Annotated in this window: 26 protein-coding genes; 16 read left to right on the top strand and 10 right to left on the bottom strand. The window is 70.2% G+C overall.

The features are described 5' to 3' along the window. The first annotated feature begins 87 nt into the window (after window positions 1–87). Window positions 88–1,317: an endonuclease/exonuclease/phosphatase family protein gene (locus ACQPYZ_RS28590; protein ID WP_433161514.1), complete on the top strand. Its 1,230-nt coding sequence runs from the start codon at window positions 88–90 to the stop codon at window positions 1,315–1,317. 55 nt (window positions 1,318–1,372) lie between these two features. Here the strand turns inward: ACQPYZ_RS28590 and ACQPYZ_RS28585 are convergent, their stop codons facing one another. The 6 genes from ACQPYZ_RS28585 to ACQPYZ_RS28560 form a co-directional block, all read right to left on the bottom strand. Then, the gene (locus ACQPYZ_RS28585) at window positions 1,373–1,729 is read right to left on the bottom strand and encodes an ArsR/SmtB family transcription factor (RefSeq protein ID WP_433161513.1); all 357 of its coding nucleotides are present in this window, start codon (window positions 1,727–1,729) and stop codon (window positions 1,373–1,375) included. Continuing rightward, window positions 1,719–2,150, bottom strand: a complete 432-nt coding sequence (locus ACQPYZ_RS28580) for an SRPBCC domain-containing protein (RefSeq protein WP_433161511.1) — start codon at window positions 2,148–2,150, stop codon at window positions 1,719–1,721. Before ACQPYZ_RS28580 ends, ACQPYZ_RS28585 begins: the two co-directional genes overlap by 11 nt. Before the next feature lie 186 nt (window positions 2,151–2,336). After that, on the bottom strand, window positions 2,337–3,497 hold the full coding sequence (locus ACQPYZ_RS28575; protein ID WP_433161510.1) for a hypothetical protein: 1,161 nt from the start codon (window positions 3,495–3,497) through the stop codon (window positions 2,337–2,339). A gap of 11 nt (window positions 3,498–3,508) precedes the next feature. After that, window positions 3,509–4,090, bottom strand: coding sequence for a hypothetical protein (locus ACQPYZ_RS28570; RefSeq protein WP_433161508.1), 582 nt, complete (start codon window positions 4,088–4,090; stop codon window positions 3,509–3,511). 138 nt (window positions 4,091–4,228) lie between these two features. Continuing rightward, window positions 4,229–5,845 carry a hypothetical protein gene (locus ACQPYZ_RS28565; RefSeq protein ID WP_433161506.1) on the bottom strand — a complete coding sequence of 539 codons (1,617 nt, stop codon included), beginning with the start codon at window positions 5,843–5,845 and terminating at the stop codon, window positions 4,229–4,231. A gap of 10 nt (window positions 5,846–5,855) precedes the next feature. Next, window positions 5,856–6,437 carry a hypothetical protein gene (locus ACQPYZ_RS28560; RefSeq protein WP_433161504.1) on the bottom strand — a complete coding sequence of 194 codons (582 nt, stop codon included), beginning with the start codon at window positions 6,435–6,437 and terminating at the stop codon, window positions 5,856–5,858. Between the two features lie 243 nt (window positions 6,438–6,680). Between ACQPYZ_RS28560 and ACQPYZ_RS28555 the strand changes: the two genes are divergently transcribed. The 3 genes from ACQPYZ_RS28555 to ACQPYZ_RS28545 are packed head-to-tail and all read left to right on the top strand — an operon-like array spanning window position 6,681 to window position 10,644. Then, entirely contained in the window at window positions 6,681–7,835 is a 1,155-nt protein-coding gene (locus ACQPYZ_RS28555) for a cystathionine gamma-synthase (RefSeq protein WP_433161503.1), read from the top strand. A gap of 3 nt (window positions 7,836–7,838) precedes the next feature. After that, complete coding sequence (locus tag ACQPYZ_RS28550; RefSeq protein WP_433161502.1) at window positions 7,839–9,209, top strand: glutamate mutase L; 1,371 nt, start codon at window positions 7,839–7,841, stop codon at window positions 9,207–9,209. 31 nt (window positions 9,210–9,240) lie between these two features. Beyond that, window positions 9,241–10,644: an AI-2E family transporter gene (locus tag ACQPYZ_RS28545; RefSeq protein ID WP_433161501.1), complete on the top strand. Its 1,404-nt coding sequence runs from the start codon at window positions 9,241–9,243 to the stop codon at window positions 10,642–10,644. A 59-nt stretch (window positions 10,645–10,703) separates the two neighbouring features. On the opposite strand, the gene ACQPYZ_RS28540 is transcribed toward ACQPYZ_RS28545, so the two are convergent. Together ACQPYZ_RS28540 and ACQPYZ_RS28535 are read right to left on the bottom strand one after the other, a co-directional pair. Continuing rightward, window positions 10,704–12,314, bottom strand: a complete 1,611-nt coding sequence (locus ACQPYZ_RS28540) for an MDR family MFS transporter (protein ID WP_433161499.1) — start codon at window positions 12,312–12,314, stop codon at window positions 10,704–10,706. Beyond that, window positions 12,311–12,892 (bottom strand): MarR family winged helix-turn-helix transcriptional regulator, encoded by a 582-nt coding sequence (locus tag ACQPYZ_RS28535; protein ID WP_433161497.1) that lies wholly within the window; start codon window positions 12,890–12,892, stop codon window positions 12,311–12,313. The genes ACQPYZ_RS28540 and ACQPYZ_RS28535 overlap by 4 nt, the downstream gene beginning before the upstream one ends. A gap of 235 nt (window positions 12,893–13,127) precedes the next feature. On the opposite strand from ACQPYZ_RS28535, the gene ACQPYZ_RS28530 reads away from it, so the two are divergent. From ACQPYZ_RS28530 to ACQPYZ_RS28480, 11 genes are all read left to right on the top strand, one after another. Then, window positions 13,128–13,937, top strand: coding sequence for a CPBP family glutamic-type intramembrane protease (locus tag ACQPYZ_RS28530; protein ID WP_433161495.1), 810 nt, complete (start codon window positions 13,128–13,130; stop codon window positions 13,935–13,937). 50 nt (window positions 13,938–13,987) lie between these two features. Then, window positions 13,988–14,716: an SDR family oxidoreductase gene (locus ACQPYZ_RS28525; protein ID WP_433161492.1), complete on the top strand. Its 729-nt coding sequence runs from the start codon at window positions 13,988–13,990 to the stop codon at window positions 14,714–14,716. A 52-nt stretch (window positions 14,717–14,768) separates the two neighbouring features. Next, on the top strand, window positions 14,769–15,716 hold the full coding sequence (locus ACQPYZ_RS28520) for an ABC transporter ATP-binding protein (protein WP_433161490.1): 948 nt from the start codon (window positions 14,769–14,771) through the stop codon (window positions 15,714–15,716). Beyond that, a complete protein-coding gene (locus ACQPYZ_RS28515) occupies window positions 15,716–16,498 on the top strand; it encodes an ABC transporter permease (RefSeq protein WP_433161489.1) in 783 nt (260 codons plus the stop codon). The genes ACQPYZ_RS28520 and ACQPYZ_RS28515 overlap by 1 nt, the downstream gene beginning before the upstream one ends. Then, on the top strand, window positions 16,498–17,301 hold the full coding sequence (locus tag ACQPYZ_RS28510; protein ID WP_433161487.1) for an ABC transporter permease: 804 nt from the start codon (window positions 16,498–16,500) through the stop codon (window positions 17,299–17,301). The genes ACQPYZ_RS28515 and ACQPYZ_RS28510 overlap by 1 nt, the downstream gene beginning before the upstream one ends. Window positions 17,302–17,374: 73 nt before the next feature. Beyond that, window positions 17,375–18,415 carry a hypothetical protein gene (locus tag ACQPYZ_RS28505; protein WP_433161485.1) on the top strand — a complete coding sequence of 347 codons (1,041 nt, stop codon included), beginning with the start codon at window positions 17,375–17,377 and terminating at the stop codon, window positions 18,413–18,415. An 83-nt stretch (window positions 18,416–18,498) separates the two neighbouring features. Then, window positions 18,499–19,239 carry a hypothetical protein gene (locus ACQPYZ_RS28500; RefSeq protein WP_433161484.1) on the top strand — a complete coding sequence of 247 codons (741 nt, stop codon included), beginning with the start codon at window positions 18,499–18,501 and terminating at the stop codon, window positions 19,237–19,239. A gap of 36 nt (window positions 19,240–19,275) precedes the next feature. Next, complete coding sequence (gene ilvA, locus ACQPYZ_RS28495) at window positions 19,276–20,478, top strand: threonine ammonia-lyase (protein WP_433161482.1); 1,203 nt, start codon at window positions 19,276–19,278, stop codon at window positions 20,476–20,478. 9 nt (window positions 20,479–20,487) lie between these two features. Beyond that, complete coding sequence (locus tag ACQPYZ_RS28490; protein WP_433161481.1) at window positions 20,488–21,831, top strand: extracellular solute-binding protein; 1,344 nt, start codon at window positions 20,488–20,490, stop codon at window positions 21,829–21,831. After that, window positions 21,828–22,706, top strand: coding sequence for a carbohydrate ABC transporter permease (locus tag ACQPYZ_RS28485; protein WP_433161478.1), 879 nt, complete (start codon window positions 21,828–21,830; stop codon window positions 22,704–22,706). The genes ACQPYZ_RS28490 and ACQPYZ_RS28485 overlap by 4 nt, the downstream gene beginning before the upstream one ends. Continuing rightward, window positions 22,703–23,509: a carbohydrate ABC transporter permease gene (locus ACQPYZ_RS28480; RefSeq protein WP_433161477.1), complete on the top strand. Its 807-nt coding sequence runs from the start codon at window positions 22,703–22,705 to the stop codon at window positions 23,507–23,509. The genes ACQPYZ_RS28485 and ACQPYZ_RS28480 overlap by 4 nt, the downstream gene beginning before the upstream one ends. On the opposite strand, the gene ACQPYZ_RS28475 is transcribed toward ACQPYZ_RS28480, so the two are convergent. Both ACQPYZ_RS28475 and ACQPYZ_RS28470 read right to left on the bottom strand, forming a co-directional pair. Continuing rightward, a complete protein-coding gene (locus tag ACQPYZ_RS28475) occupies window positions 23,510–24,544 on the bottom strand; it encodes an alpha/beta fold hydrolase (protein WP_433161475.1) in 1,035 nt (344 codons plus the stop codon). Continuing rightward, window positions 24,537–24,980, bottom strand: a complete 444-nt coding sequence (locus tag ACQPYZ_RS28470; protein WP_433161473.1) for a MarR family winged helix-turn-helix transcriptional regulator — start codon at window positions 24,978–24,980, stop codon at window positions 24,537–24,539. The genes ACQPYZ_RS28475 and ACQPYZ_RS28470 overlap by 8 nt, the downstream gene beginning before the upstream one ends. 88 nt (window positions 24,981–25,068) lie before the next feature. Here ACQPYZ_RS28470 and ACQPYZ_RS28465 point away from each other — a divergent pair, with 88 nt between their 5' ends. Beyond that, entirely contained in the window at window positions 25,069–26,562 is a 1,494-nt protein-coding gene (locus tag ACQPYZ_RS28465; protein ID WP_433161471.1) for an MFS transporter, read from the top strand. Window positions 26,563–26,714: the final 152 nt, after the last annotated feature.

The following is a 26,714-nucleotide window of genomic DNA, read 5'->3' as shown; positions in this document are numbered from 1 at the left end:
GCGGTTGAGAGTTCACTTGGCGTTCAGGTGGGGCAAACGGCCGGGTGCTTGCGTTGGCCGCATTCGGGCTCAGTGGAGGGGTTGGTCATGCGGAGAACAGGCGGGTTGCTGGTAGCGCTCGGGATGGTGCTCGGCGCCGGACTGGCAGGAGTGGTGCCGGCGGAGGCTGGTGGCGGGCACGAGTCGGTGCGGTTCGCGACGTACAACGCAAGCTTGAACCGGGGAGCGGCCGGGCAGCTGGTCGCGGACCTGAGTACCGGCACCAACGCGCAGGCCAAGGCGGTCGCCGAGGTGATCCAGCGGACCCGGCCGGACGTGCTGCTGATCAACGAGTTCGACTTCGTGCCGAACCGGCAGGCCGCGAACCTGTTCCGGGCCAACTACCTCGCCGTCGGGCAGGGCGGCGCGAAGCCGATCCACTACCCGTACGTGTACGTCGCGCCGTCCAACACCGGAATCCCGAGCGGCTTCGACCTGAACAACGACGGCCAGATCGCCGGTGGGGACGACGCCTTCGGCTTCGGTGCGTTCGAGGGCCAGTTCGGGATGGCCGTCTACTCGCGCTACCCGATCGACACCCGGCACGTGCGCACGTTCCAGCTCTTCCGGTGGAAGGACATGCCCGGCGCGCTGCTGCCGGACGACCCGGCCACCCCGGCGCCGTCCGACTGGTACTCGCCGGCCGAGCTCGACGTCTTCCGGCTCTCCAGCAAGTCCCACTGGGACCTGCCGATCAAGGTCGGCAAGCGCACCGTGCACTTCCTGGTGTCGCACCCGACGCCGCCCACCTTCGACGGCGCCGAGGACCGCAACGGGCGGCGCAACCACGACGAGATCCGGTTCTGGGCGGACTACGTGCAGCCCGGCAAGCGGTCGTCGTACATCTATGACGACAAGGGCCGATACGGCGGACTGCGGCCGGGCAGCGCGTTCGTGATCGCGGGCGACCAGAACAGCGATCCGCTCGACGGCGACTCCGTACCGGGCTCGATCCAGCAGTTGATCGAGCACCCGCGGATCATCGACCCGAGGCCGCGGTCGGCCGGGGCCGCGGAGGCCGCCGTACTCCAGGGTGGCGCGAACGCATCGCATCGCGGCAACCCGAAGTACGACACCGCGGACTTCGCGGACAGCCCGGCGCCAGGGAACCTGCGCGCCGACTACGTGCTGCCGTCGCGCCAGTTGCGGCCGGTGGGAGCGGGTGTGTTCTGGCCGGTGCAGGCGGATCCGCTGTCCCGCCTGACCGGGGTCTTCCCGTTCCCGACCAGCGACCACCGGCTCGTGTGGGTCGACGTCCGCGTGCCCGGCCACCGCTGACCCTGGCGTCAGCGCTCAGCTGATCCTGGCGTCAGAGCTCGAGGTGAACCTGGCGTCAGCGCTCGAGGTGGTCCTTCAGGGCGTCGAGGCGGCTGTCCCAGTCGCGGGCCATCGCGGCCAGGAACTGCTGGGCCACCTGCATCGGCGCCGAATGGAGGCGGAAGCGGACGCGGCGGCGTTCGCCGTGCTCGGGGGTCACCAGGCCGGCATCGGTGAGCAGCGTCAGGTGCTTGGCGATCGCCTGCCGGGTGATCGGCAGGCGGTTCGCCAGGTCCGTGGCCGTCGCCGGACCGCCCGACGCCAGCGCGGCGAGGATGCTGCGCCGGCTCGGGTCGGCCAGGGCGACGAACACCTGCTCCGCCACCGCCTCCATGTCGGCCTTGCTCGGATCGGACTGCATGTCAGGCTGCATCCAGGTAGTCGACCAGTTCGTCGATCTCGGACTTCCAGCCCCGCGTGTTGCCGTCGAACGCCTTGCGGTAGTCGTCCTCCGGCAGTTGCGCGAAGCCGGTCTCGACGACCGTCAGCCGGGTGCCCGCGTCCACGGGCTCGAGGGTGAACTCGACGTACGTACGCCGTGGGTCCTCCGCGGGCAGACCGTAGATGTGCCAGGTGAAGCCGAACGCGGTCGGTTCCTCGACCCGCTCGATCCGCATCTCCGCGTGGTCGCCGCTGGTCCACGTCATCTCGGCCGAACCACCCGGCCGCAGGTCGATCGACGCCTGGTTGCCGAACCACGTCCCGAGCCCCTCGGCCGTCGTCAATGCCGCCCACACCTTCGCCGGCGGGTGCGCGATGTCCACCGTCCGCTCGATCCGATCAGGAAACCCCATCACAACCTCCATGAGTAGCAACCGTTCAGTTGCCCAATAATCTATTGCAACCTGCTGGTTGCGTCAAGGGCGACTTTCTGGTGCTTGCCGACCGGAACAGCGAACGCCGCCGGGTCGGCCCGGCGGCGTTCGGGATGGTTGGTGCTTCGGGACTGCTGGACTGCTCGGTGGTCCAGGACCGCTGAACTACTTGGTGATTCCTGGGTCCTTGGGGGCTTGGCCTTGGACGCCGGTGGTGCGTTCCGCGGCGCCTTGGGAGGGTTGCTGCTGGGGTTGGGTGCCGTCGGGCTTGGTGAGGTTGACCTTGGGCGGGGTGACGCCGGTGCCGGCGGCTGCCATGGCGGCGCGGGTGTCGGCGGCGGCGCCGGTGCGGCCGCGGAGGGTCTCCGCGGTCTGGGTGAACTCGGCGAACGCCTCCTGGCGCGCCTCCGGTGAGTCCATGTCCGCGATCCGCTGGGCGCGCGCGATCAGGCTGTCGATGTCGGAGCGCTCGGGGCTCGCCCGGTTCAGGTCCGGGTCCACCCGGAACTGCTCGTAGCCGGCCCGCGCGGCGTTGGCGAGCCGAGTGGTGTACGACCGCCGGGTGTCCTGCGCCCACCGGGTCACGCGACTCGCGGTCTCCGCGACCGCGCGACCGGCGCTCTGAGCGCCGTCGACGACCGCACGCCCCGTGTTCTGCGCACCCTGCGCCACCGCTCGTCCCGCGGCCTGGGTTCCCTGAGCGACCGCGCGACCCGCGGTCTGGGCACCTTCCGCGACCGCACGGCCCGCAGATTGCGCGCCCTCGGCAACGGTCTGAGCACCCGCCGCCACCGCACGACCCGCAGTCTGAGCACGGTCGGCCACGGCGCGACCCGCGGTCTGCGCGCCTTCGGCAACCGCCCGCCCCGCGGTCTGTGCGCCCTCGGCGACCGCCCGGCCCGCGGCCTGAACACGCTCGGTGGCAGCTGTGGCCGCCAGGTCGGCGGCGACCGCGGCCTGCCGGGCGGCGTCGACCGTCGCGTCCCGGCCGGTCCGGTAAGCACCCGCCGCCTGCTGCCCGAGCTCGTTGGCCCGGTTGGTCGTCGCCTGCCACGCCTCGCCCGCCCGGGTCGCGGTGTTCTGCCCGAACTCCCGTGCCTGGCTGGCCAGCTGCTGCGCACCATCGCTCAGCCGGATCACCGTCTGCCGAGCCACCTCACGCGCCCGCAGTACCGCACCGAGGATCCGGCCCGGCGGCTCCAGCTGCTTGTCGATCAGCTTCTTCAGCGCGAGCTGCTCCTCGGGGCTGCGGTCCGCGAGCCAGCCCATCGCCTGACCCCAGTTGCCCTGTTCCCACAGCGCGGAGCCCTGGTGTGGTGTCGTCATCTGTCGATCTCCTAGTCGATGTAGACCGCGTAGTTGACACCCACCGCAACGGTCAGCGGGTCTCTGGTCGGCTTGTTGCTGAAGAGCTGCAGCTGCGCGCCCGGACGGACCCAGACGGCGAGGTGCCGGCGGTCGGCGCCCGCGCCCGGGGCCCACTCGTCGAGGAACGTCGGGCTGCTCTCGTCACCGACGTAGTCGGGCTCACCCCAGTGCTTGCGGGCCAGCTCCAGGTGGTCCGGCCAGTGCTCGTCGAGCCCGGCCTCCGCGGCCGGGATGTCGTCGGGCGTGATCCGGTACGCACACCAGCCGGCGTTCCGGACGTCGGCGAACGCCATGCCGTCGAACACGATCATCGTCGTACCGCGCCGGGTGGTGAACCCCCAGGACGCCTGCTCGGGCTCGATCTGCTGCCCCGGCTTGAGCGGCCACGGCTGCCAGTCGGTCGCGTTCATCACCCGCTGGACCAGGGCGCGTACGACGGCCGGGCCGGACGCGTCGCTGTCGGGACCGGCGATCGGTCGCCAGTCCGCTATCTCGGCGAGGTCGGCCATGGCCAGGTCGTCCTCGTCGAGCGGCCTCTCCTGGGTCTTCATCTCCGGGCTTGTTCCTTCCGTAGGTGTCAGGCCCCGCGTCGGCAACGGTAGGCGCCGGGCGGGTTCATCAGGCTCCGGTCGATCACCGCGGCCGGAGGCTTTTGTCGGATGAGTTGTTCTGTGCGGTCTGCGCTCGGGTCAGCGCTCCGTGGTCTTGGTGTCCCGGGTGGCCGACTGGCCGGCTTGGCGGTGGTGTTCGTTGCCGGCCGGCCGCTCGCCTGCGGGGACTGACTGCTCCCCGTTGCTGATGCGAGGCGGGGTCCGGCCGTCGAACGCCGCGCCGAACTGCTTCGCGAGGTCGCCCTTCACGTCGGCCTGGCTCTGCGCCGACTGGTCGGGCGCGACGGCCGGGTCCGGGGACCACTGTTCGTTGGAGGCCACGGCTGCCTGCTCCGCGTCGGACCGCGGTTGCTGAGCATCCGGGCCCGGGCGGTACTGGACGGCTTGGTGGTTCGCCTGACCGGTGCCCGACGCAACCCACGCCGCCCGCTGGTCGCCCGGCTGCACCGGACCAGCTGCCTGTCCGTCCACCTGCCCCGAGCCCCGCACGTCGACCTGAGCCCCAGACCGCACCGGCGCCTGCACCTCAGGCCCATCCGGCGTCTGCGCTGCGGGCTCGACAGGCACTTGTGCCTCGGGCCCGGCCGGTGTCTGCGCTGCAAGCTCGGCGGGTGCCTGAGCCTCGGGGCCGGTCGGCGCCTGTGCCTCGGGTCCAGTCGGTGTCTGCGCTGCGGGCTCGGCGGGCGTTTGTGCCTCAGGCCCGGCTGGCGTCTGCGCCTCCGGTCCGGTCGGCGCCTGCGCTGCGGGCTCAGCGGGTGCCTGTGCCTCGGGTCCGGTCGGCGTTTGCGCCGCGGGCTCAGCGGGCGTCTGTGCCTCAGGTCCAGTCGGGGTCTGTGCCTCGGGTCCGGTCGGCGTCTGGGCTTCAGGGCCGGTTGGCGTCTGGGTTTCGGGGCCGGTCGGCGTTTGGGCTTCGGGCTGGACTGGGGTTTGCAGGCCGGCCTGTTGGGCGGCTTCCTGGGCTTCGCGGAGTTGTTGCTGCAGGGCCTGCATTCGTTGCTGGGCCTCGAGTTGGGCCTGCAGCAACTGCTGCTGGATGGCCTCGAGCTGCAGCTGGAACTGCTGGTTCTGCAGCATGGTCGCCTGCAGCTGGAGCTGCGCCGCCCGGATCTGGTCGGCGAGCGGCTCCTGCTGGGCAGGCTGCTGGGCATGCTGCTGTGCCGGACCAGAACCCTGTTGTTGTGCAGGGGGCGACAACCCGGGCCGCCCCTCCGGACGGAAGACCTCCTCCATCCGCCCCTGCGACAACGCCTGCAGGTCCGACCGGGTGATCCGGTGCCGCCCGATCGACTCGCGGACCGCCGGATCCATCTTCTTCACGTCCTTGGCCGCCTGCGCGTACGCCGCCTTGAGCGCCTTCGTCCCACGTCGGGTGGCTCGCCACCGGGAGAACCGGTTGGCCCGCCCGCCCGGGACGCGGTCGGCAGCCGCCTGGCCGACCGTCTGCGCCAGATCGCCGTACCGCTGCCCGCCGAACTGCGCGGCGACCTGGGTCTCCGCGAGCATCTGGAGGTCGGCCTTGGTCAGGTTGGCGCGGCCGATCCGCTCGCGGACCACCGGGTCCATCCGCTTCGCGTCCCGCGCGGCCTGGGCGTAGGCGGCCTTGAGCGTCTTCGTACCGCGCCGCGTGTTCCGCCAGCGGGAGACGCGGTTGGACATGCGGCGGATCCGGCCCGGCTCCTGGGAGGGCTCGCTCATTCGGGGTCTCCTAGTCGATGTAGACGGCGTAGTTGACCCCGACAGACGTCGTCAGCGGGTCCTTGGAGGGCTTGTTGCTGTACAGGTGGATCTGCGCACCCGGCCGCAGCCAGACCGCGAGATGCCGCCGCCCGGCGCCGGCGCCCGGCTCCCACTCGTCGGCGAACGTCGGGCTGCTGTCGTCGCCGACGTAGTCCGGCGGTCCCCAGTGCCGGGTCGCGAGCGCGAGGTGCTCCGGCCAGTGCTGGTCGAGCCCGGCCTCGGCGGCGGCGATGTCGTCCGGACCGATCTCGTACGCCGACCAGCCGCTGTCCGGGCAGTCGGAGAAGACCAGGCCGTCGAACACGATCATCGTCGTACCCCTGGGAGTGGTGAAGCCCCACGAGACCATCTCGGCCGCGATCACCTCGCCCGGCTCCAGCGGCCACGGCCGCCACGGGGTCTGGGACATCACCCGGTGGACGAGGGCGCGGACGACCTGCGGGCCGGAGTCGTCGTTGTCCGGACCGGCGATTGCGGTCCAGTCCCGAACCTCGGCGAGGTCCGCCATCGCCAGGTCGTCCTGGTCCAGCGGCCTGGCTTGCGTCTTCATCCGGCGCCGTCGTCCTTCCTCGTGGAGTCGTGCGTTGACCAGGGCAACTACTGCGCCGGGCCGGGCGACTACCCTGCGTCGGCGACAGCAATCACTGACCGCAACGGTAGGGCGCGGGCCGGGTCAGATGCCAGGGGGTTCGACGCGACTGTGGACAACCTGGATCCATCTCTTACCCAGGCCCTCGGTGCCTGCTGTGGACGGCGTGCGCGGGCCGATCAGACCAGGCCGTACGCTGGTCCGGTGAACTCCGAACACCACTACGGCTTCGAGACGCTCGCCATCCACGCCGGGAACGAGCCCGACCCCACCACCGGTTCGGTGGTGCCGCCGATCTACGCGACCAGCACCTACAAGCAGGACGGCGTCGGCGGGCTGCGCAACGGCTACGAGTACTCCCGGTCGGCGAACCCGACCCGGACCGCGCTGGAGGAGTGTCTCGCCGCGATCGAGGCGGGCAACCGCGGATTCGCGTTCGCCAGTGGTCTCGCCGCCGAGGACACGCTGATCCGCTCCGTGTGCGTGCCGGGTGACCACGTGGTGTTCCCGGACGACGCGTACGGCGGCACGTTCCGGCTGTTCGCCAAGGTGCTCGGCACCTGGGGCGTCGAGATGACCCCGGCCGCCGTCACCCACCCGGAGGCGATCCGTGCCGCGATCCGTCCGGGGAAAACGAAGGTGGTCTGGCTGGAGACGCCGACCAACCCGCTGCTCAACGTCGCCGACATCGCGCTGGTCGCGCAGCTCGCGCACGACGCCGGCGCCCTCCTGGTCGTCGACAACACGTTCGCCTCGCCGTACCTGCAGCAGCCGCTGGAGCTCGGCGCGGACGTGGTCGTGCACTCGACGACGAAGTACATGGGTGGGCACTCCGACGTCGTCGGCGGTGCGCTGATCGTCCGCGACACCGAGCTGGCCGAGACGATCGCCTTCCACCAGAACGCGATCGGCGCGGTCGCCGGCCCGTTCGACTCCTGGCTGGTACTGCGCGGCATCAAGACCCTCGGCGTCCGGATGGACCGGCACAGCGACAACGCCGAGCGGGTGGTCGAGTTCCTGCAGCGGCACGGCTCCGTCACCCAGGTGCTCTACCCCGGGATCGACGGACATCCCGGCAGCGAGACCGCGGCCAAGCAGATGAAGCGGTTCGGCGGGATCGTGTCATTCCGGGTCGCGGGCGGCGAGCAGCAGGCGATCGACATCTGCAACAAGGCCGAGGTCTTCACCCTGGGCGAGTCGCTCGGCGGCGTCGAGTCGCTGATCGAGCACCCGGGCCGGATGACGCACGCCTCGGTCGCGGGTACGCCGCTGGAGGTGCCGGCCGACCTGATCCGGCTGAGCGTCGGCATCGAGACGATCGACGACCTGCTGCTGGACCTCGACCGCGCGATGTCGTGATCCGTGGCACTCGTGGTTGCGGTCGACTTCGGGTCGACCTTCACCAAGGCGATCGCGGTGGACTCCGGCTCCGGCGACCTGGTCGCCCGGGCCGAGCACCGCACCACCATCGGCAGCGACGTGATGGACGGCTGGCATGCCTGCCGTGCCCTCCTCGAGGCTGCCGATCGCGGGGTCGCCGACGCTGAGGTGCTGGCCTGCTCCAGCGCGGGCGGCGGTCTGCGGATCGGTGTCGTCGGCAACGAGGAGCTCGTCACCGCGGAGGCGGGCCGCCGGGTCGCGTTGTCGAGCGGCGGCCGGGTCGTTGCCGTGGTCAACGGTGGACTCACGCCGACGTCGCTGAAGGCGTTGCGCGCGGACCGTCCGGACGTGGTCCTCCTGCTCGGCGGCACCGACGGCGGGAACTCGGCCGTCCTGCTCAAGGCCGCGACCACGCTGGCCACCTATCGCTGGCGCCGTCCGGTCGTGGTCGCGGGCAACGTCGACGCGCAGGCCGAGATCCACGAGACGCTCGCGGCCGCCGGCGTACCGCATGTGCTCGCGGACAACGTCGTTCCGGAGATCGGGGTGTTCGCGCCGGACGGTGCGCGGGCGGCGATCCGGGAGATGTTCCTCCGGCACGTGATCGGTGGGAAGAACCTGTCGAAGGATCCCGGCTTCGCACGGATGGTCCGGGCCGCGACGCCGGACGTCGTACTGCGCGGGGTCGAGGTGCTGGCCGGGTTGCACGGGGACGTGGCGGTCGTGGACATCGGCGGGGCGACGACGGACGTGCACTCGGTGATCGAGCTCGACCCGGAGGACGCCAACCTTGGGCGGGAGGTGGTCGCGACCCATCCGGTGACCCGGACGGTCGAGGGCGACCTCGGGATGCGATGGAGTGCGGTGCCCGTGGTGACCGCGGGGGTCGAGGCCGGCCTGGTCCCGGACGACGAGTCGCTGCGCCGGGCCGCGGTACGTCGGCACGACGAGCCGTCGTACCTGCCGGACGACGCGATCGAGGCGTCGTACGACGAGACGCTGGCGCGGATCGCGGCGACGGTGGCGCTCAGGCGGCATGCGGGCCGGCAGCGGATCGTGTTCGGGCCGGGCGGACGGGTGGTCGAGCGGTCCGGGAAGGATCTGCGCGAGGTGGACCTGCTGGTCGGCTCCGGGGGAGTGCTGCGGCACAACGGACCGGAGGTGGCGGCGCGGATCCTCGGGGCGGTCGCGGCGAACGCGCAGGAGGAGGGCTGGCTGGTCCCGGAGCGCGCCGCGATCGGTGTCGACCAGGACTACGTCCTCGCAGGCGTCGGCCTGCTCGCGGATCTCGACCCGACGGCCGCCGAAGGCCTGGCAGCCCGTATTCATGGATCGGTCCGCGCCGGGCACTAGTCTCAGCACCAAGGGACGCTGCGGAGGTGTGATGAGCGAGTCGGGACGACATGACGGCTCGGCGACCACGTCTGAAGCCGACGTGGCGGCCGGCCGGGACGACACGGCACCCCGCGACGAGCGGGAGGACAGGACGCCCGACGAGCGGGGGGACGGGACGCCCCGCGACGAGCGGGAGGCCGACGTGCCGGAGATCGGGCCGGACGCCGACGTGCCGAGTGTGGGCGGCGACCAACCGAGTCCGGTGGCGGACAACGACGTACTGCGGGAGTCCAGCGGGTCCGTGCAGTCGGCGGAGGACCATCTCGTGGTCGCGTCCACGCGCGGACGGGTCGACACCGGGGTGACGCCGGCGATGCAGATCGCCAGCGCCTGGTCGTGGCGGTTCCTGGTGATCGTGGCCGCGGTGCTCGTGATCGGGTACGGGATGCGCTACCTGTCGGAGGTGGTCGTCCCGGTGACCGTCGGCGTACTGCTGACGGCGTTGCTCGTGCCGGTGACCAACGGACTGCAGCGGCTGCGGATCCCGCGCGGCCCGGCGGCCGGGATCACCGTGCTCGCAACGATCGTCCTCGTCGCCGGTCTGCTCACGCTGGTCGGCACGCAGATCGCGAGCCAGTTCGAGACCCTGTCGGACCAGGTCGGCGAGGGCGTCCAGGAGGTCCGCGACCTGGCCCGGATCAACTTCGGCCTCGACGACCAGGACATCACCAACGCGTTCAACTCGCTGCGTGACCAGGTCACCTCCGGCGGCGCGCTCGGTCAGCGCGCGGCCGAGGTGGGTACGACGGCCACCCACGTGTTCGCCGGGTTGTTCATCGCGCTGTTCTGCCTGTTCTTCTTCCTCTACCAGGGCGACCAGATCTGGTCCTGGGTGGTCCGGCTGTTCCCGCGGCAGGCGCGGGAGAAGGCCGACTCCTCCGGCCGGAAGGCGTGGGTCTCGCTGACCGCGTTCGTCCGCGCCACCATCATCGTCGCCGCGGTGGACGCGATCGGCATCTCCCTCGGCGCCGCGTTCCTCGGGCTGCCGCTGGTCAGCGCGATCGGGATCCTGGTCTTCGTCGGTGCGTTCGTCCCGGTCGTCGGCGCACTGATCAGCGGCAGTGTCGCCGTCCTGGTCGCGCTGGTGGCGAAGGGTCCGATCGTCGCGATCATCATGCTGGCGGTGGTGATCGGCGTCCAGCAGCTCGAGGCGCACGTGCTGCAGCCGTTCCTGCTCGGCCGGGCGGTCTCCGTGCACCCGCTGGCCATCATCCTGGCGATCGCCACCGGCGTGATCATCGCCGGGATCGTCGGCGCGCTGGTCGCCGTACCGACGGCCGCCGTGCTGAACGCCATCGTCAACCACCTGGCCGGGAACGACGTCGATCCGGAACCACCCCGCCGTCAGCTACCCCGCCGAAGACGTCCCTCACCCGAGGTCGTCGACGGCTAGACCGACGCGAAGGGCCTCACCGGGCGAACCCGGCGAGGCCCTTCATATCGAGCCGCGTGTCAGTGCAGAGCGGCGGCTGCGGAGCTCTCGACGGACTCGTCCGGCTTGGTGTCGTCCGAACGGCCGGCGAGCCGCTGCTCCGGCGTGACGATCGCGATGACCAGGGCGATCGCCAGGAACGGCAAGGAGACCAGGAACACGTCGTCCATCGCCTGGACCAGGCCCTCGAGCGCCCAGCCCTTCATCGGCGGCTTCAGCGCGTGCAGGGCCTCGACACTGTTCGCCGCCTTGGCCAGCCCGTCGACCATCGACTGGGTGGCGTGCGGGACGATCTCGGTCAGGTGGTCCTTCAGCCGGCCGGTCAGCACGGCGCCGTACACCGCCGTACCGATCGCGCCGCCCATCGAGCGGAAGAACGTCATCGTCGAGGTCGCGCTGCCCATGTGCTGCCGGGGGACGCTGTTCTGCGCGGCGGTGACGGTGATCTGCATCGACAGGCCCAGGCCGGCGCCCATCACGAACATGTAGATCGCGAGCTGCCAGTACGGCGTGGTCAGGCTCAGCGTGGACAGCAGCACCATCGCGCCGCCGACCAGCACGGCGGAGATGATCGGGAACACCTTGTACCGGCCGTTCCGGCTCATCAGCTGGCCGCTCGGGATGGAGGCGGAGAAGATGCCGACGATCATCGGCAGCAGGGCCAGGCCGGACCGGGTCGGCGACAGGTCCTTGACCGCCTGCAGGTACAGCGGCAGGAAGATCAGCGCACCGAACATCGCGAAGCCGAGCAGGAACGCGTACCCGGCGTACCCGGAGAAGATCCGGCCCTTGAACAGGTCCATCGGGATGATCGGCTCGGCCACCTTCAGCTCGACGAACACGAAGCCGACGGCCAGGACGACGGCCGCGGCCAGCAGGCCGACCGTGGTCCCGGCGCCCCAGCCGTTCTCCGGACCGCTCCAGGAGATCGCCAGCAGCAGCGTGGTGACCGCGCCGGTGATGATCGCGGCGCCGAGGTAGTCGATCTTGTGCGACCGCTTCACGTGCGGCAGCTTCAGCACGGCGGCGACGATGCCCAGGGCGACCAGGCCGATCGGCAGGTTGATCCAGAAGATCCAGCGCCAGCCCGGGCCGTCGGTGAGCAGGCCGCCGAGCAGCGGGCCGGCCACCGAGGACAGGCCGAAGACGGCGCCGAAGTACCCCATGTACTTCCCGCGCTCGCGCGGCGGGATGACGTCGCCGATGGTGGCGAAGGCCAGCGACATCAGGCCGCCGGCGCCGAGACCCTGGACGGCCCGGAAGCCGATCAGCATCTCGATGTTCTGTGCCAGCGCGGACAGCACCGAGCCGGCCAGGAAGGTGACGATCGCCGCGATGAACAGCGGGCGGCGGCCGTAGAGGTCGGAGATCTTGCCCCACAGCGGGGTGGAGGCGGTCGAGGTCAGCAGGTACGCCGTGACCACCCAGGACAGCTTGTCCAGGCTGTTGAACTCGCTGACGATCTGCGGCAGCGCGGTCCCGACGATGCTCTGGTCGAGCGCCGCCAGGAACATGCCCGCCATCAGCCCGCCGAGGACGACCAGGATCTGCTTGTGGGACAGGTAGTTCGGGCCATCGGCAACGCTGTCAGGCGCGGCACCGCCGGGGGTGGCGGGCTCGGTCGTGCTCATCTGGTGCTCTCCAGGGTGGTGTCGTCTTCGGTACGGCGTTCGGCCTCTTCGGTACGGCGTTCCGCGGCCGGCCGGATCCGCGGGGCGACGGCGGCCCAGCCCTTGTCGGCCCAGGCGCGGTTGTCGGTGGCGGTGTCGGTCAGGCTCGCGACACCGTCGGCGAACCGGGTCATCAGCCGCTCGAACGTCCGGATGTCGTCGTCCGACCACCCGTCCATCGCGGCGGTCAGCAGCTCCATCCGGCGGCGGGCGCCGGCTTCCCACTCCGCGAGGCCCTGCTCGGTCAGCTCGACCCGGAAGGCGCGGCCGTCGTCGGGGTCGGGGGAGCGGCGGACCAGCCCGAGCTGCTCCAGCGACCGGACGTGCCGGCTCGCGGTGGACGCGTCGAGCTCCATCCGGCTCGCCAGGTCGGACAGCCGGAGCGCACCGCTGCAGCGCAGCACGAACAGGACCACGTGGGCGCTGTGGTCCAGCGTGTCGCCGGGCTGCTTGCCCTTCAGCCGCCGGCCGACCCGGGTGAACGCGTGCAGCACCCCTTCGACCGGGGTCTGCGGGGAGTACGCGTCATTCACTTGCATGCTGCAAGCATATACATGCTTGCGTGATACACGCAATTGAGTTTCCAACACCGCCAAGTGAGTTGCCACTCATTTACTCCCGGTCGCAGGCTGGTCACTGCTCGCAGCAGCGGACGCGCTCTCGTCCACGTGACGTCGGGACGGTGGATTCTGTGACGCGGGTGGACCTGGCACCACCGTCGATGGTCGGTCTGGCACCCTCGCCCACGCCGTACGCCCCGGCCAGGCTGTCAGCATGCTGACGGCGATCGACGTACGGACGACGGACGGCGCGACTGCCGTTCGCAGACTGCTGGAGTTCGGTGCGATCTGTCTGGTCCTGACCTGGTTGCCGTGGGCAGCCCTGGGTTTGGCCGGCGCGGATGTCGACGAAGGCGCTGGGATGCTGGTCTTCGCGCTGGCGGCGTCCGGGCCCTCGCTGGCCGCGTTGGTCATGTGGCTGTGGCGACGGGAGCCGCGTCTCCGGCTCGTGAGGTGGTCGTGGACGTGGCCGATCGCCGCGGTGCTGCTCGGCGCGCTCGCTCCACTGGCCACCACGACGTTCACCGGGGGACTGCCGGAGCTTCCGGACCACGCGGCCGACGTGATCGCCGGTGCCGGCGGACTGCTCGGGGCGATGGCCTACACCTTCCTGGCGGGCCCGGTCGCGGAGGAGTTCGGCTGGCGTGGTTATGTCCAGCCCCGTCTGCGCCGGTACTACGGGCAACTGGTGACCACCGCCGTACTCGGTGCGGCGTGGGGTCTCTGGCACGTGCCGCTGTACTTCCTCGACGGGACCGGCCAGCACGACGACGGCCTGTTCACGCAGGAGGGACTGACGTTCTTCCTGGCACTGTTCCCGCTGACCTACGTGATGTTGTTCGTCACCGAACGCCTCCGCGGCGGAGTGCCGGCGGCGATCCTGGTGCACGCAGCCTGGAACCTTTCCGGGGAGTTGGTCCCACCACTCGGCAACGGCGTCTGGGTTGAAGTCCTGGTCGTGACGGCGTTGGCGGCGGCCGTCGGTTGGTACTGGCGCCGCTACCCGACAGCGTCGACAGTCTGAGCTTCCTGCGATGCTGGTCGCCGGTTCGGCGAGCGGCGGGAGACGTGCGGATGACGCAGGTGGCAGTGGTGACCGGGGGTGGGTCGGGGCTCGGGCGGGAGATGGCGCTCGCGCTGGCGGCGGCCGGGTTCGAGGTGATCGTGACCGGGCGGACCGAGGAGACGTTGCAGGAGACGGCCGGTCTCGGGGGCGGGGCGGTCGGGTACGCGGTGCTCGACGTTGCCGACGGGGACGCCGTACGGGCGTTCTTCGGTGGGCTGGCGCGGATCGACGTACTGGTGAACAACGCGGGCACGGGTGCGCCGGCGGCCGCCGTACCGGACGTGTCGGAGGCGGACTGGCGGCGGGTGGTGGACACCAACCTGACCGGGTCGTTCCTGTGTGCGCAGGCCGCCTTCGCGCTGATGCTGCGGCAGGATCCGAAGGGTGGGCGGATCATCAACAACGGGTCGATCTCGGCGCACGTGCCGCGGCCGCAGGGCATCGCCTACACCGCGAGCAAGCACGCGATCAGTGGTCTGACCAAGGGCCTCGAGCTGGAGGGCCGGGCGCACGGGATCACCGCGTGCCAGATCGACATCGGCAACGCGGCCACCGCGATGACCGAGCGGATGGCGCAGGGCGTGCTCCAGGCGGACGGCTCGGTCGCCGCCGAGCCGACGTTCGACCCGAAGGTCGTGGCCGACTTCGTGGTGCGGATCGCGCAGCTGCCGACGTCGGTCGCCGTCCCCACCCTGACGGTGATGGCGGCGGGCATGCCCTACGTCGGTCGCGGCTGACCGATCTCAAAACGACAAGAAAGTGTCCGGGGATACGTCTAGGGTCGGGCTCGTGAGTGAGCAGCGGGAGGCCTTGGTGCATGCTCGCGGGCTGCGGAAGTCGTACGGCGACTTCGAGGCGGTCCGTGGGATCGACCTGGACGTGTGGCGTGGGGAGGCGTTCGGTTTCCTCGGGCCGAACGGCGCGGGCAAGTCGTCGACGATGCGGATGATCGGCGCGGTCTCGCCGGCGACCGGCGGGACGCTGCGGATCCTCGGCCGGGACCCGTCGGCCGAGGGCCCGTCGATCCGGGCGCGGCTCGGGGTGTGTCCGCAGGACGACACCCTCGACACCGAGCTCACCGTCCGGGAGAACCTGACCATCTACGGGCGGTACTTCGGTCTCAGCCGGGCGGAGTGCCGGCTGCGGGCCGACGAGCTGCTCGAGTTCGTCGCGCTCACCGAGAAGGCGAACGTGAAGGTCGAGGAGCTGTCCGGCGGGATGAAGCGGCGGCTGACGATCGCGCGGTCGCTGGTGAGCAAGCCCGACCTGCTGCTGCTCGACGAGCCGACGACCGGTCTCGACCCGCAGGCGCGGCACCTGTTGTGGGACAAGCTGTTCCGGCTGAAGCAGGCCGGCGTCACCCTCATCATCACCACGCACTACATGGACGAGGCCGAGCAGTTGTGCGACCGGCTGGTGGTGATGGACGGCGGCCTGATCGCGGCCGAGGGGTCGCCGGCGCAGCTGATCCGCGACTACTCGACCCGTGAGGTCACCGAGCTGCGGTTCGGTCCGGACGTGATGCTGGCCGACCACGACGCGCTCGCGGAGAAGGTCGAGGACCTCGCCCAGCGGATCGAGGTCCTGCCCGACCGCCTGCTGCTCTACACCGACGACGGCGAGCATGCGGTCGCCGCTGTCCACGAGCGCGGGCTGGAGCCGGCCGCAGTGCTGGTCCGCCGCTCGACGCTGGAGGACGTGTTCCTGCGGCTCACCGGCCGGACGCTGGTGGACTGATGGCGCTCGCCCTGGAGAACGGCCGTCGCCAGTTCGACTACTGGCTGACCGTCTACCGACGCACCTGGAAGGGCACGCTGGTCAGCAGTTTCCTGCTGCCGCTGCTCTATCTGGCCGCGATGGGGATCGGCCTCGGCTCGTTCGTCGACAGCAACGGGACCGGCGCGCTCGGCGGTGTGAATTACCTGCAGTACATCGCTCCCGGCCTGCTCGCCTCGACCGGACTGCAGATCGCCGTCGGCGAGGCGACGTACCCGGTGATGAGCGGGTTGAAGTGGCAGAAGTTCTATTACTCGATGATCGCCACGCCGTTGCGGCCGGCGGACGTCGTCTACGGACAGCTCGCGTTCATCGCCTTCCGGGTGACCAGCACCTGCCTGGTGTTCCTGCTGGTGATCACCGCGTTCGGCGGGCTCGAGTCGCCGCTGGGTCTGCTCGGGCTGCCGGTCGCGCTGCTGGTCGGGATGGCGGTCGCGGCGCCGGTGGCGGCGTACGCGACCAAGCTGGAGAACGACTCCGGCTTCGCGATGATCTTCCGGTTCGGCGTCGTCCCGGCGTTCCTGTTCTCGGGGGCGTTCTTCCCGGTGTCGCAGTTGCCGGACTGGATCGAGTGGCTCGCGTACGTCAGCCCGTTGTGGCACGGCGTCGAGCTGTCCCGGGATCTCAGCCTGGGCACGGTCGATCCGTGGATGACGCTGCTCAACCTCGGTTACCTGCTGGCCTGGTTCGTGGTCGGCACGTGGCTCGCCGTCCGCGGCTTCACGAGGAAGTTGGTCGGCTGATGGCCACGCTGACCACCCGGGTCGTCCCGGTTCCGCTGCGGCTCGGCGGCGGCCGGCACATCGTCGAGCGCAACTTCGTCATGTACCGCCGGTCCTGGATCGTCTTCCTGTCCGGCTTCTTCGAGCCGGTCTTCTACCTGCTGTCGATCGGCGTCGGCGTCGCCCAGCTGGTCGGCGACTTCACCCTGTCCGACGGCACCACGATCGGGTACGCCGCCTTCGTCGCGCCCGCGATGCTGGCCAGCTCGGCGATGAACGGGGCCGTGTTCGACTCGACGTACAACATCTTCTTCCGGATGAAGTACGCCAAGCTCTACGACTCGATGCTGGCGACGCCGCTGCGGCCGTGGGACGTCGCGACCGGCGAGGTGACCTGGGCGTTGCTGCGCGGGGCCTGCTACTCGGCGATGTTCATCCTGGTGATGCTCGGGATGGGGTTGGTGTCGTCGTGGTGGGCGGTGCTCGCGCTGCCGGCCTCGGTGCTGATCGGGTTCGCGTTCGCCGGCGCCGGGATGGCGCTGACCACGTTCATGCGCAGCTGGCAGGACTTCGAGTTCGTGCAGCTGGCGATCATCCCGATGTTCCTGTTCTCGGCCACCTTCTACCCGGTCGAGACCTACCCGTCCGCGATCCGCTGGCTGGTCGAGATCACCCCGCTCTACCAGGGCGTCGTCCTCGAGCGAGCCTTCACCACCGGCGCCGTCGGCTGGTCCCTGCTGATCAACGCCCTCTACCTGGCCGCCATGGGCACCCTCGGCATGTACGTCGCCTCCCGCCGCCTCGGCAAGCTCCTGCTCAAGTAGGAAACTTCGCAGCCGTGGCCGTCGTCGGACCGGCATGAACGTTCTGGGGGTGTGGCGAAGGTGGCGGACGAAGATGGCGGGCGTCGATGCGCTGCTCGGGCCGCGGATGGAGCTGCCGGGTGGGCACCGGCAGTGGATCGAGGACTCGATGGGATGGCTCGTCGAGCAGTTCGGGACCGGACCTCTGCTGCGGCCGACAGTGCTTCCGAGCACGTTCGTTCCCGCGGACTACGACGGTTCGGAGGAGGCTGCCCGGGCGCTGTGCCTGCAGGTCTGCGCGCGGATGGAGGTGCCCGCGGACCGGATCCGGTTCAGCTTCCGGATGGCGGAGGTCCGGATCGCCGCCCGCAGCCTGGCCGCGCGCAACCTCCGGACGTTGATCGACCAGGTGCTCACCGAGGCCGCCGACTCCGAACCACCGCCTGGGTCGGAGCAGGCGGCGACGGTCGCCGATACCCGCCGCCTGGCCGCGACGACCAGGCTCGAGGCCTCGATGCCGCAGGCGGAGATCGACGCGCTCTGGCAGGCCGGCTTCGGTCCCGAGATCGGCACGATGTCGGATCGGGAGCTGCGGCTGGAGGTCCGGCGCTGTCAACGGATCCTGGCGGAGGAGGACTCTGATCGGCGGGCGGAACTGGAGCGCCAGGCCGATGCCGAGCGCGGCACCCTGCCCGGCAGCGGGACGAACGCCTGTTGGACCACGCTGCGCGATCCGTTGCCGGACCACACGGCGATCCTGCTGCGCCCCGAACTCCTCGCGGACCCTTCCGCCGTGATCGCCGCGGCGGCGCACGAACTGGGGCACGAGGTGCTCGACGGAGGCGGTCTCGGCGATCGGACCCGGCCGGACCGCGAGGCGCTGGTGGATCTGTTCGGCGTCTTCCACGGGTTCGGGATCTTCCAGACCAACCTTGCGCTGGAGCGCGTGCGCGAGAAGCGGATCTTCAGCAGCCTCGGCTACCTGGGCGAGCGGGTGTTCTCGGAGGCGCTGGCCTACTACTGCCTCCGCCGCCACCAACTGGATCCGGCGCACCCGCTCGTACCGGAGTGGTGCAACGAGGTCGATCTGACCCCGCGGATGCGGATGCGCTCCCGGTTGCTGGACTGGTCCTGAGCCCGGTTACGTGTCGTGTGTGGAATGTGACGTTGGGGAACCCCGGAGGTCTGTGGGCGCGTCGGACAGGCATGATTCGGCGGGTGAGGAATCCGATCGGGGTGTTGCGGCGGCGGGCTGAGCTGAAGGCGCCGCGGGAGCGGTTGCCGGGTGGGCGGCGGCGGTGGATCCGGTCGTCGATGGATTGGCTGATCAGCGAGTTCGGGCGTGAGGTCCTGCTCCGGCCGATCGTGCTGCCGCCCGACCTGATCCCGCCCGGGTACGACGGTGGTCTCGCGGCCGCGGAGGAGTTGTGTGCGCGGGTCGCGGAGCGGATGGACCTGCCGTCGGGGCAGTGCGCGCTCAGCTTCGGCCTGGTGGCCGACGGCGTACGACGACCGGCGTACCGGGGGCTGGTGAAGGAGCAGTCCGGCCGGTGGATCCGTGGGGTCCGGAGCAACGAGATCCACCTGTCGCCGGCGCTGGCCACCGACCCGGTCGCGCTGGTCGCGATCTTCGCGCACGAGGCCGGGCACGAGCTGTTGCTGGGTGACGGCCGGATCTCGTTCGCGCACCGGCCCGACCACGAGCCGCTGACGGATCTGCTGACCGTGTTCTACGGACTCGGGATCTTCGCGGCCAACGCGGCGTACGAGCGGCGGCCACGACCGAACGGCCGCGGCAAGCAACCGCTGGCCCGCGGATACCTGCGCGAGGCGGCGCTGTCGGAGGCACTCGCGTACTACGCCCTGCTGCGCGGTGAGCGTCATCCGGAGTGGGACCGCCACCTCGATCCGCCGGTCCGCCGGGTGATGCGCAACCAGCTGTCCGTCCTCACGAAATGACCGGCGCGTAACCGCTCTCAGCCGTAGTGTGAGGGCGTGATCGATGCCAAGGACATCGCCCGCGCGGCGGATCTGCTGCACGACGTGGTGGCGCCGACGCCGCTGGAGTACTCCCGCTGGCTGAGCGAGCTCGTCGGCGGGGACGTGTTCCTCAAGTGCGAGAACCTGCAACGCACCGGATCCTTCAAGCTGCGCGGGGCGTACGTCCGGATGGCCCGGCTGTCGAAGGCCGAGCGGAACCGCGGGGTGGTCGCGGCGAGCGCGGGCAACCACGCGCAGGGTGTGGCCCTGGCGGCGCAGCTCCTCGGCATCAAGGCGACCGTGTTCATGCCGCACGGCGCACCGATCCCGAAGGAGAAGGCGACCCGCGCGTACGGCGCCGAGATCCGCTTCGTCGGTACGTCGATCGACGACTGCCTGCGGGCGGCCCGGGAGTTCGAGGCCGAGACCGGCGCGGTGCTGATCCACCCGTTCGACCACAAGGACATCGTGGCTGGGCAGGCGACCACCGGCCTGGAGATCGTCGAGCAGTGCCCGCAGGTACGGACGGTCGTCGTACCGACCGGCGGAGGCGGTCTGATCGCCGGGATCGCGGCGGCCCTGCAGCGCGACGGGATGCCGATCGAGGTCGTCGGTGTCCAGGCGGCCGGCGCCGCGGCGTACCCGCCTTCGCTCGCGGCCGGTGAGCCGGTCCAGCTGGACGAGATGTCCACGATGGCCGACGGGATCGCGGTCGGGTTGCCCGGCCAGGTGCCGTTCGCGGCGATCGAGCAGTACGTCGGCGAGATGCGCACGGTCGGCGAGGATTCGTTGTCGAAGGCCCTCTTGCTGGTCCTGGAGCGGGCGAAGCTCGTGGTCGAGCCGGCCGGTGCCGCCGCGGTGGCCGCCGTACTGGACGAGCCGGCCCGCTTCAAGCCGCCGGTCGTGGTCGTGCTGTCCGGTGGCAACATCGACCCACTGCTGCTGATGCGGGTGATCAGGCACGGCATGGCCGCGGCCGGCCGCTACCTGTCGTTGCGGGTGCGGATCCCGGACACCCCGGGCGGTCTGGCGACCCTGCTCACCGAGCTGGCGGCCCTGGACGCGAACATCATCGAGGTGCTGCACGAGCGCATCTCCGAGACGCTGAACCTGGACGAGGTCGAGGTCGCCCTGCAGCTCGAACTGCGGGGTGAGGAACACCGTGAACGGGTATTGGCAGGTCTGACCGGCCACGGGTACACGTACACGCTGAACTGAGGAGTCCTTGTGAAGAAGACGATCATCGCTGCCTCGGCAGCTTTGTTGCTCACGGCAGCGGCCTGTACGCCGGGATCCGACAGCCCGAGTGGTGGCGGCAGTGCGCTGAGCACGGTGAAGACGGACGCGGCCGCGCTCGGCGACGTCCAGCTGACGGTCTGGGACCAGGAGGTCCGCGGCGGCCAGGCGGCCCAGATGACCGAGTTGGTGAAGCAGTTCCAGGCGAAGTACCCGAACATCAAGGTCAACCGGGTCTCGCGGTCGTTCGACGACCTGAAGACGACGCTGCGGCTCGCGCTGTCCGGCAACAACGCGCCGGACGTCGTCCAGGCGAACAACGGCCGCTCCGACATGGGCGAGTTCGTCAAGGCCGGTCAGCTGGTGCCGATGGACGAGTGGGCGAAGGCCTACGACTGGGGCAGCCGGTATCCGGGCGCGGTCCTGCAGTACTCGCGCTACTCGGCCGACGGAAAGACCTTCGGCGAGGGCAACCTCTACGGCCTGCCGCAGGTCGGCGAGGTCGTCGGCCTCTACTACAACAAGGACAAGCTGGCGAAGCTCGGCGTCCAGCCGCCGAAGACCTGGGCCGAGTTCGAGGACGCGCTGGCCAAGGCGAAGGCGGCCGGTGAGGTGCCGATGCAGTTCGGCAACCTGGACAAGTGGCCGGCGATCCACGTGTTCGGCACGGTGCAGGACCGGTTCGTGCCGGCCGACCAGATCACCACGCTGGCGTTCGGGCGGCCGGGAGCGTCCTGGAACACACCGGAGAACACGAAGGCCGCGGAGACAGTCGTGTCCTGGGTGGACAAGGGCTACTTCAACCAGGGCTTCAACGGACAGGGATACGACCCGGCCTGGCAGGACTTCGGCAAGGGCAACGGCGTGTTCCTGATCGCCGGGACCTGGCTGCAGGCCGATCTGCAGAAGGCTCTCGGTGACAAGGTCGGCTTCATGCTGCCGCCGGGGGAGCAGGCCGATGCCGAGCCGGTCGTCACCGGTGGGACCGGGCTGCCGTTCGCGATCACCAGCAAGGCGAAGAACGCGGACGCGGCCGCGGCGTACATCAACTTCATCACCAGCCCGGACGCGATGAAGATCCTCACCAGCACCGGCAACCTGCCGATCGCCGACACCTCGGAGCAGCAGGCTCCGCCCGGGCTGGCCAGTGACATCTTCAGCAGCTTCGGTACGGCGGTCGGCAAGGAGGCCCTGGTGCCGTACCTCGACTACGCGACGCCGACCATGTACGACACCATCGGCGCGGCGTTGCAGGACCTGCTCGCGAAGAAGGCGACCCCGCAGCAGTTCCTGGCCAAGCTCGAGGCCGACTACGCCAAGTTCGCCGGCAAGTGAGTGCACCGCCCGGCGAGCCGCGCCGGATCGGGTACCTGTACGTCCTGCCGGCGCTGCTCGTGTACGGCGCCTTCCTGCTCTACCCGTTGATGCGTGCGGTGCACCTGTCGCTGTTCGAGTGGAACGGGATCACGCTGGCGAAGTTCGTCGGCCTGAGCAACTACGCGGACGTCGTCCGGGACGCCGGACTGCGGGCCGCGTTCGGGCACGCGCTGGTGCTGATCGTGTTCTACGCGGTCCTCCCGGTGCTGATCGGGCTCGCGCTGGCCTCGGTGCTGCAGCGGGCCCGCGTACGCGGGCTCGGGTTCTTCCGGACCATCGTGTTCCTGCCGCAGGTGGTTGCGATGGTCGTGGTGGCCGTTGCCTGGCGCCACATCTACGCGCCCGACGGCCCGCTGAACGACGTACTGCGGGCGGTCGGGCTGGACGGGGTCGCCCGCGGCTGGCTCGGGGACTACACGTTCGCCCTGCCGGCGGTCGGCGTGATCGGCACGTGGTTCGAGACCGGGCTGGTGACGGTGCTGCTGCTCGCCGGGATGTCGCGCATTCCCCGGGAGCGCTACGAGGCCGCCCGGCTCGACGGTGCCGGGCCGGTGTCGGAGTTCTTCGCGGTCGTGCTGCCGGCGGTCCGCGGTGAGATCGCGGTCGCGGTGACGTTGACCGTGATCGCCGCACTACGAACGTTCGACCTGGTCTACATCACCACGAGCGGCGGCCCGGGGACCTCGACCAGCGTCCCGTCGTACGAGGTCTACCACCGGGCGTTCGAGCTTGGGCAGGTCGGTTCGGCGGCGGCGATTGGGGTCTGTCTGACCGTGCTGATCTTCGTGATCACGTTGGGCGTCAACCGGCTGGCGGATCGGAGCACTGCGTGAGGGCGTCGGCGGCCGAGCGGATCGGCAACTACGCGCTGCTGGCCGTCTTCGGACTGTTCGCGCTCGGGCCGATCGTGACGATCCTGGTGGCCGCGCTCGGTCGTGACGACGCGGGCAGCGGGTCGAGCGGGTTCGCGAACTTCGGCAAGGCGTGGGAGATCGGGCACTTCGGCACCTACCTGCGGATGAGTGTCGCGGTCTCGGTGACGGTCGTGGTGGTCAGCGTGCTGCTCTCGATTCTCAGCGGGTACGCGTTCGGCACGATGCGGTTCCGCGGCGCCGGGGTGCTGTTCTACCTGTTCCTGCTCGGGATCATGATGCCGACCGAGGCGATCGTCGTACCGCTGTACTTCGACCTGCGCACGCTCGGGCTGACCGACACCTTCTGGGCGGTCGCGTTGCCGCAGGTCGCCCAGTCCGTTGCCTTCGGCACCTTCTGGATGCGGGCGTACTTCCGGTCCGCGTCCCGGTCGATGGTGGAGGCGGCACGGCTGGACGGCGCCGGCAGTTGGCGGACGCTGTGGCAGGTGCTGGTGCCACCGGCCCGGCCCGCGCTGGTGACGCTGGTCGTGCTGGTGTTCATGTGGACGTGGAACGAGTTCCTCATCCCGCTGGTGATGGTGACGAGCGAGTCGCTGCGGACCGCACCGCTCGGCCTGGCGTTCTTCTCCGGTCAGTACACGTCCGGCTTCACCCTGCTCGCCGCCGGCGCGGTGATCGTCGGTACGCCGGTCGTCCTCGTCTACGCGTTCCTCCAACGGCACTTCATCGCCGGCATGCTGGAAGGCGCCGTCCGCGAGTGATCAGTCGAATGCCAGCGGCCGTACGTAGGTCAACAGGCTGACGAGGGTCTTGCCCGGCTCCTCCCAGGGCGCGAGATGCGCCGAGTTCTCGAACCAGACGGCCTGCTTGTACGGCGCCTCGACCTTGTCGATCCAGTCGGCGGGCGGCTGCGACGGCGTCGTGTAGTCGTGCCGGCCCATGAACATCAGCACCGGAACGGGGAACTCGGTGACCGCCGTGAAGTCGACCTCGAGCAGCTCGTCGAGGACCCGGCCGAGGGTGAACTGGTTGCCCTCAGCAATGGTGTCCGTCTCGTCCAGCGTGTACTCGGGGGAGAGCAGCGGCCCCTGGAAGAAGTAGAGCGAGTCGTCCCGGTAGGCGCTCAGGCCGCCCCGGTACTGGGCCCACCGCCGGGCGACGATGATCCGCTCCCTGGTCAGCGGTTCGTCGCCCGGGTACGGCGCGATCGACGCGAGCTCCTCCAGAGCCTCGGTGTGACCGTGCCGTTCGGCCTGGTCGACGGCGTACCGGAAGCACAGCTCCTCGTTCGTCCGGGAGTTGATCACCTGGCCGATGCCGACGTACGCGTGGAACAGGTCGGGCCGGGCGAGGGCCGCGGACATGCCGATCACGGTGCCCCAACTGTGACCCATCAGGATCACCTTGCGGACGCCGTACCGGTCCTTGACCCGCTCGGCGAGCTCGATCGCGTCCTCGACGTACTGCGAGATCCGCAAGGTGTCCGCGATCGAGTCGGGGTCGGTGGTGTGCAAGGTGCGGCCGGCGCCGCGCTGGTCGTACGTGACGACGGTGAAGTACTCCTCGACCGGCCGCTGGAACTGCCACCACGTCGGTGCCAGCGGCGACGCCGGGCCGCCGTGCACGAAGAGGATCACCGGATTCGAGCGATCCTGGCCGCGGGCGTAGACCCAGTGGTCGACGCCTCCGGCTGTGAGCTGGTAGCTCTCCTGGATGCCGGCCGGCGTGACGATGCGCTGCAGGTCCGCGACGATCTCGCGGGCTTCGTCGGCGGTCAGGGGCGATTCGTCAGCCATCCACCGATGGTAGGGGCTGGCAGGTCTTGGCGAGTGGTGCGTGCAGGCGCTCCGCGAGCACGCGGCGCTGGGTCGGCCGGGCCTCGGTCTGGCGGCGCAGGCCTGCCTCGGTGAGCCGGACGTTCACGGCGCGACGGTCCTCGGGGCACATGTGCCGCTCGACCAGACCCGCGGTCTCCAGCCGGCCAATCACGCGCGACAACGCGCTCTGGCTGAGATGCACCGACTTCGCGATGGTCTGCACCTTCGCGGACTGTTCGGGCAGCTCGGCGAGCCGCTCGAGCACCTCGTACTCACTCATGCCGAGCTCGTGACCCGCCTGCAGGGCCCGGTCGAGGGCGCAGGTCAGGTCGGCGTGCCGGGCCAGCAGCTCACGCCATTCCCTGACATCAGCGCTGGTCTCACCAGGGCCGGCGCTGACCTTCGTGGCGGTCATGGAGGGGACGTTATCATGCATACGCAATCTATGCAAACGCATTTAATGCCTAGACATTAGATGCACGTGCATGGAATAGTCTCCCCTCGTGACTACGCAAACCACATCACCGGCCCGCATGACCTGGGACGCGCGCCTCTGGGGCGCGCTTCTGGTGGTCTGCGGCGTGATCTTCCTCGACGGCCTGGACGTGTCCATGGTCGGCATGTCCCTGCCGTCCATCGGCGCCGACCTGGGCGTTCCCCTTTCTTCCCTGCAGTGGGTCGTGACCGGCTACGTGCTCGGGTACGGCGGCCTGCTGCTGCTCGGCGGGCGTGCCGCCGACCTGCTCGGCCGCCGCCGAGTGTTCCTGGTCGCGCTCGCGGTGTTCGCCGTGGTCTCGATGCTGAGCTCACTGGCCACCAGCCCCGAACTGCTCATCGCCGCGCGGTTCGTCAAGGGCGTCGCCGCCGCGTTCACCGCGCCGGCCGCGCTCTCCATCATCACCACGACCTTCCACGAGGGCCCGGACCGCAACCGCGCCCTCAGCATCTTCACCACCTGCGCCGCCAGCGGCTTCTCGATGGGCCTGATCCTCGGCGGCGCGCTGACCGAGGTCGGCTGGCGCTGGACCTTCCTGGCCCCCGGCCCGGTCGCCCTGATCGTGCTGCTGTTCGCGATCAAGCTCATCCCGAACAGCCCGCGCGACAACGCCGTCGGCGGGTACGACGTCCCCGGCGCGATCACCGTGACCGCCGGCATGCTGTCACTGGTGTACGCCGTCGTCGGCGCGGAGCACGCCGGCTGGGTGTCGTTCCAGACGATCGGGATGTTCGCGCTGGCCGCCGTACTGCTGGCGTCGTTCGTCGCGATCGAGCTGCGGTCGAAGCATCCGCTGGTCCGGCTCGGGATCCTGCGCAACGCGTCGCTGCGCCGGGCCAACCTGGCCATCCTGACGGTCTTCGGGGCGTACGTCGCCTTCCAGCTGATCGGCACGCTGTACCTGCAGAACCTGCTCGGCTGGTCGTCGTTCGAGACCGCGCTCGCCTTCCTGCCGGCCGGCCTGCTGGTGGCGACGCTGTCGCCGAACGCGGGCAAGCTGGCCGACCGGATCGGCACCGAGACGATGATCGTGGCCGCGATGGCGCTGTTCGTCGCCGGGTACGCGCTGTCGCTGCGGATCGGGCCGGAGTCGGCGTACTTCTCGACCGTGTTCCCGACCATCATGCTGATCGGCCTCGGGTTCGCGATCGGGTTCCCGGCGCTGAACATCCAGGCGGTGTCCGGCGTCCCGGACCACGAGCAGGGACTGGCGTCCGGGCTGTTCAACACCTCCAACCAGGTCGGTGGCGCGGTCGTGCTCGCGATCGTGACCGCCGTCATCAGCAGCCAGTCGGCCGGCGTGACCACGACGGCCGGGATGCTCTCGGCGTACAAGCCAGGTCTCGCCGTCGTCACCGGCATCTCCGCGCTGGGTCTGGTGATCGCGCTCACCGGTCTGCGGGGTCTGCGGGCCCGGCGGGAGGCCGAGGCGATCGAGGCTGCCGAGCTGGCCGCCGTACAGAAGGAACTGGCCAAGGAGGAGATGACTCCGGCCGCCTGACAACAACCAGCCCTCGTCGGGCTGTGAAGTGATAGAGAACGGGCAGTGCGGGCCGCGGGGTGGCCCGCACTGCTGTCCGTTCAGGGTGGGTTCGTCGTGGTTCGGGGCGATCCCCGATTGGTTTCGGACCCTCCGGGTGCTGGACTGGGGGC

Origin of the sequence: Kribbella sp. CA-247076 (assembly GCF_050942445.1) — a bacterium.
Lineage (GTDB): Bacteria > Actinomycetota > Actinomycetes > Propionibacteriales > Kribbellaceae > Kribbella.
Note: the sequence above shows the minus strand (reverse complement) of the source record. Positions and strands in the feature narration are given on the sequence as shown.

Bases quoted from the DNA above. Each gene is read 5' to 3' on its own strand.
- ACQPYZ_RS28470 (WP_433161473.1), bottom strand. From the start codon at position 24,980: ATGACCGCCACGAAGGTCAGCGCCGGCCCTGGTGAGACCAGCGCTGAT.
- ACQPYZ_RS28525 (WP_433161492.1), top strand. From the start codon at position 13,988: ATGACGCAGGTGGCAGTGGTGACCGGGGGTGGGTCGGGGCTCGGGCGG.
- ACQPYZ_RS28475 (WP_433161475.1), bottom strand. From the start codon at position 24,544: ATGGCTGACGAATCGCCCCTGACCGCCGACGAAGCCCGCGAGATCGTC.
- ACQPYZ_RS28580 (WP_433161511.1), bottom strand. From the start codon at position 2,150: ATGGGGTTTCCTGATCGGATCGAGCGGACGGTGGACATCGCGCACCCG.
- ACQPYZ_RS28560 (WP_433161504.1), bottom strand. From the start codon at position 6,437: ATGAAGACGCAAGCCAGGCCGCTGGACCAGGACGACCTGGCGATGGCG.
- ACQPYZ_RS28515 (WP_433161489.1), top strand. From the start codon at position 15,716: ATGGCGCTCGCCCTGGAGAACGGCCGTCGCCAGTTCGACTACTGGCTG.
- ACQPYZ_RS28535 (WP_433161497.1), bottom strand. From the start codon at position 12,892: ATGCAAGTGAATGACGCGTACTCCCCGCAGACCCCGGTCGAAGGGGTG.
- ACQPYZ_RS28510 (WP_433161487.1), top strand. From the start codon at position 16,498: ATGGCCACGCTGACCACCCGGGTCGTCCCGGTTCCGCTGCGGCTCGGC.
- ACQPYZ_RS28545 (WP_433161501.1), top strand. From the start codon at position 9,241: ATGAGCGAGTCGGGACGACATGACGGCTCGGCGACCACGTCTGAAGCC.
- ACQPYZ_RS28570 (WP_433161508.1), bottom strand. From the start codon at position 4,090: ATGAAGACCCAGGAGAGGCCGCTCGACGAGGACGACCTGGCCATGGCC.
- ACQPYZ_RS28540 (WP_433161499.1), bottom strand. From the start codon at position 12,314: ATGAGCACGACCGAGCCCGCCACCCCCGGCGGTGCCGCGCCTGACAGC.
- ACQPYZ_RS28505 (WP_433161485.1), top strand. From the start codon at position 17,375: ATGGCGGGCGTCGATGCGCTGCTCGGGCCGCGGATGGAGCTGCCGGGT.
- ACQPYZ_RS28590 (WP_433161514.1), top strand. From the start codon at position 88: ATGCGGAGAACAGGCGGGTTGCTGGTAGCGCTCGGGATGGTGCTCGGC.
- ACQPYZ_RS28575 (WP_433161510.1), bottom strand. From the start codon at position 3,497: ATGACGACACCACACCAGGGCTCCGCGCTGTGGGAACAGGGCAACTGG.
- ACQPYZ_RS28565 (WP_433161506.1), bottom strand. From the start codon at position 5,845: ATGAGCGAGCCCTCCCAGGAGCCGGGCCGGATCCGCCGCATGTCCAAC.
- ACQPYZ_RS28530 (WP_433161495.1), top strand. From the start codon at position 13,128: ATGCTGACGGCGATCGACGTACGGACGACGGACGGCGCGACTGCCGTT.
- ACQPYZ_RS28585 (WP_433161513.1), bottom strand. From the start codon at position 1,729: ATGCAGCCTGACATGCAGTCCGATCCGAGCAAGGCCGACATGGAGGCG.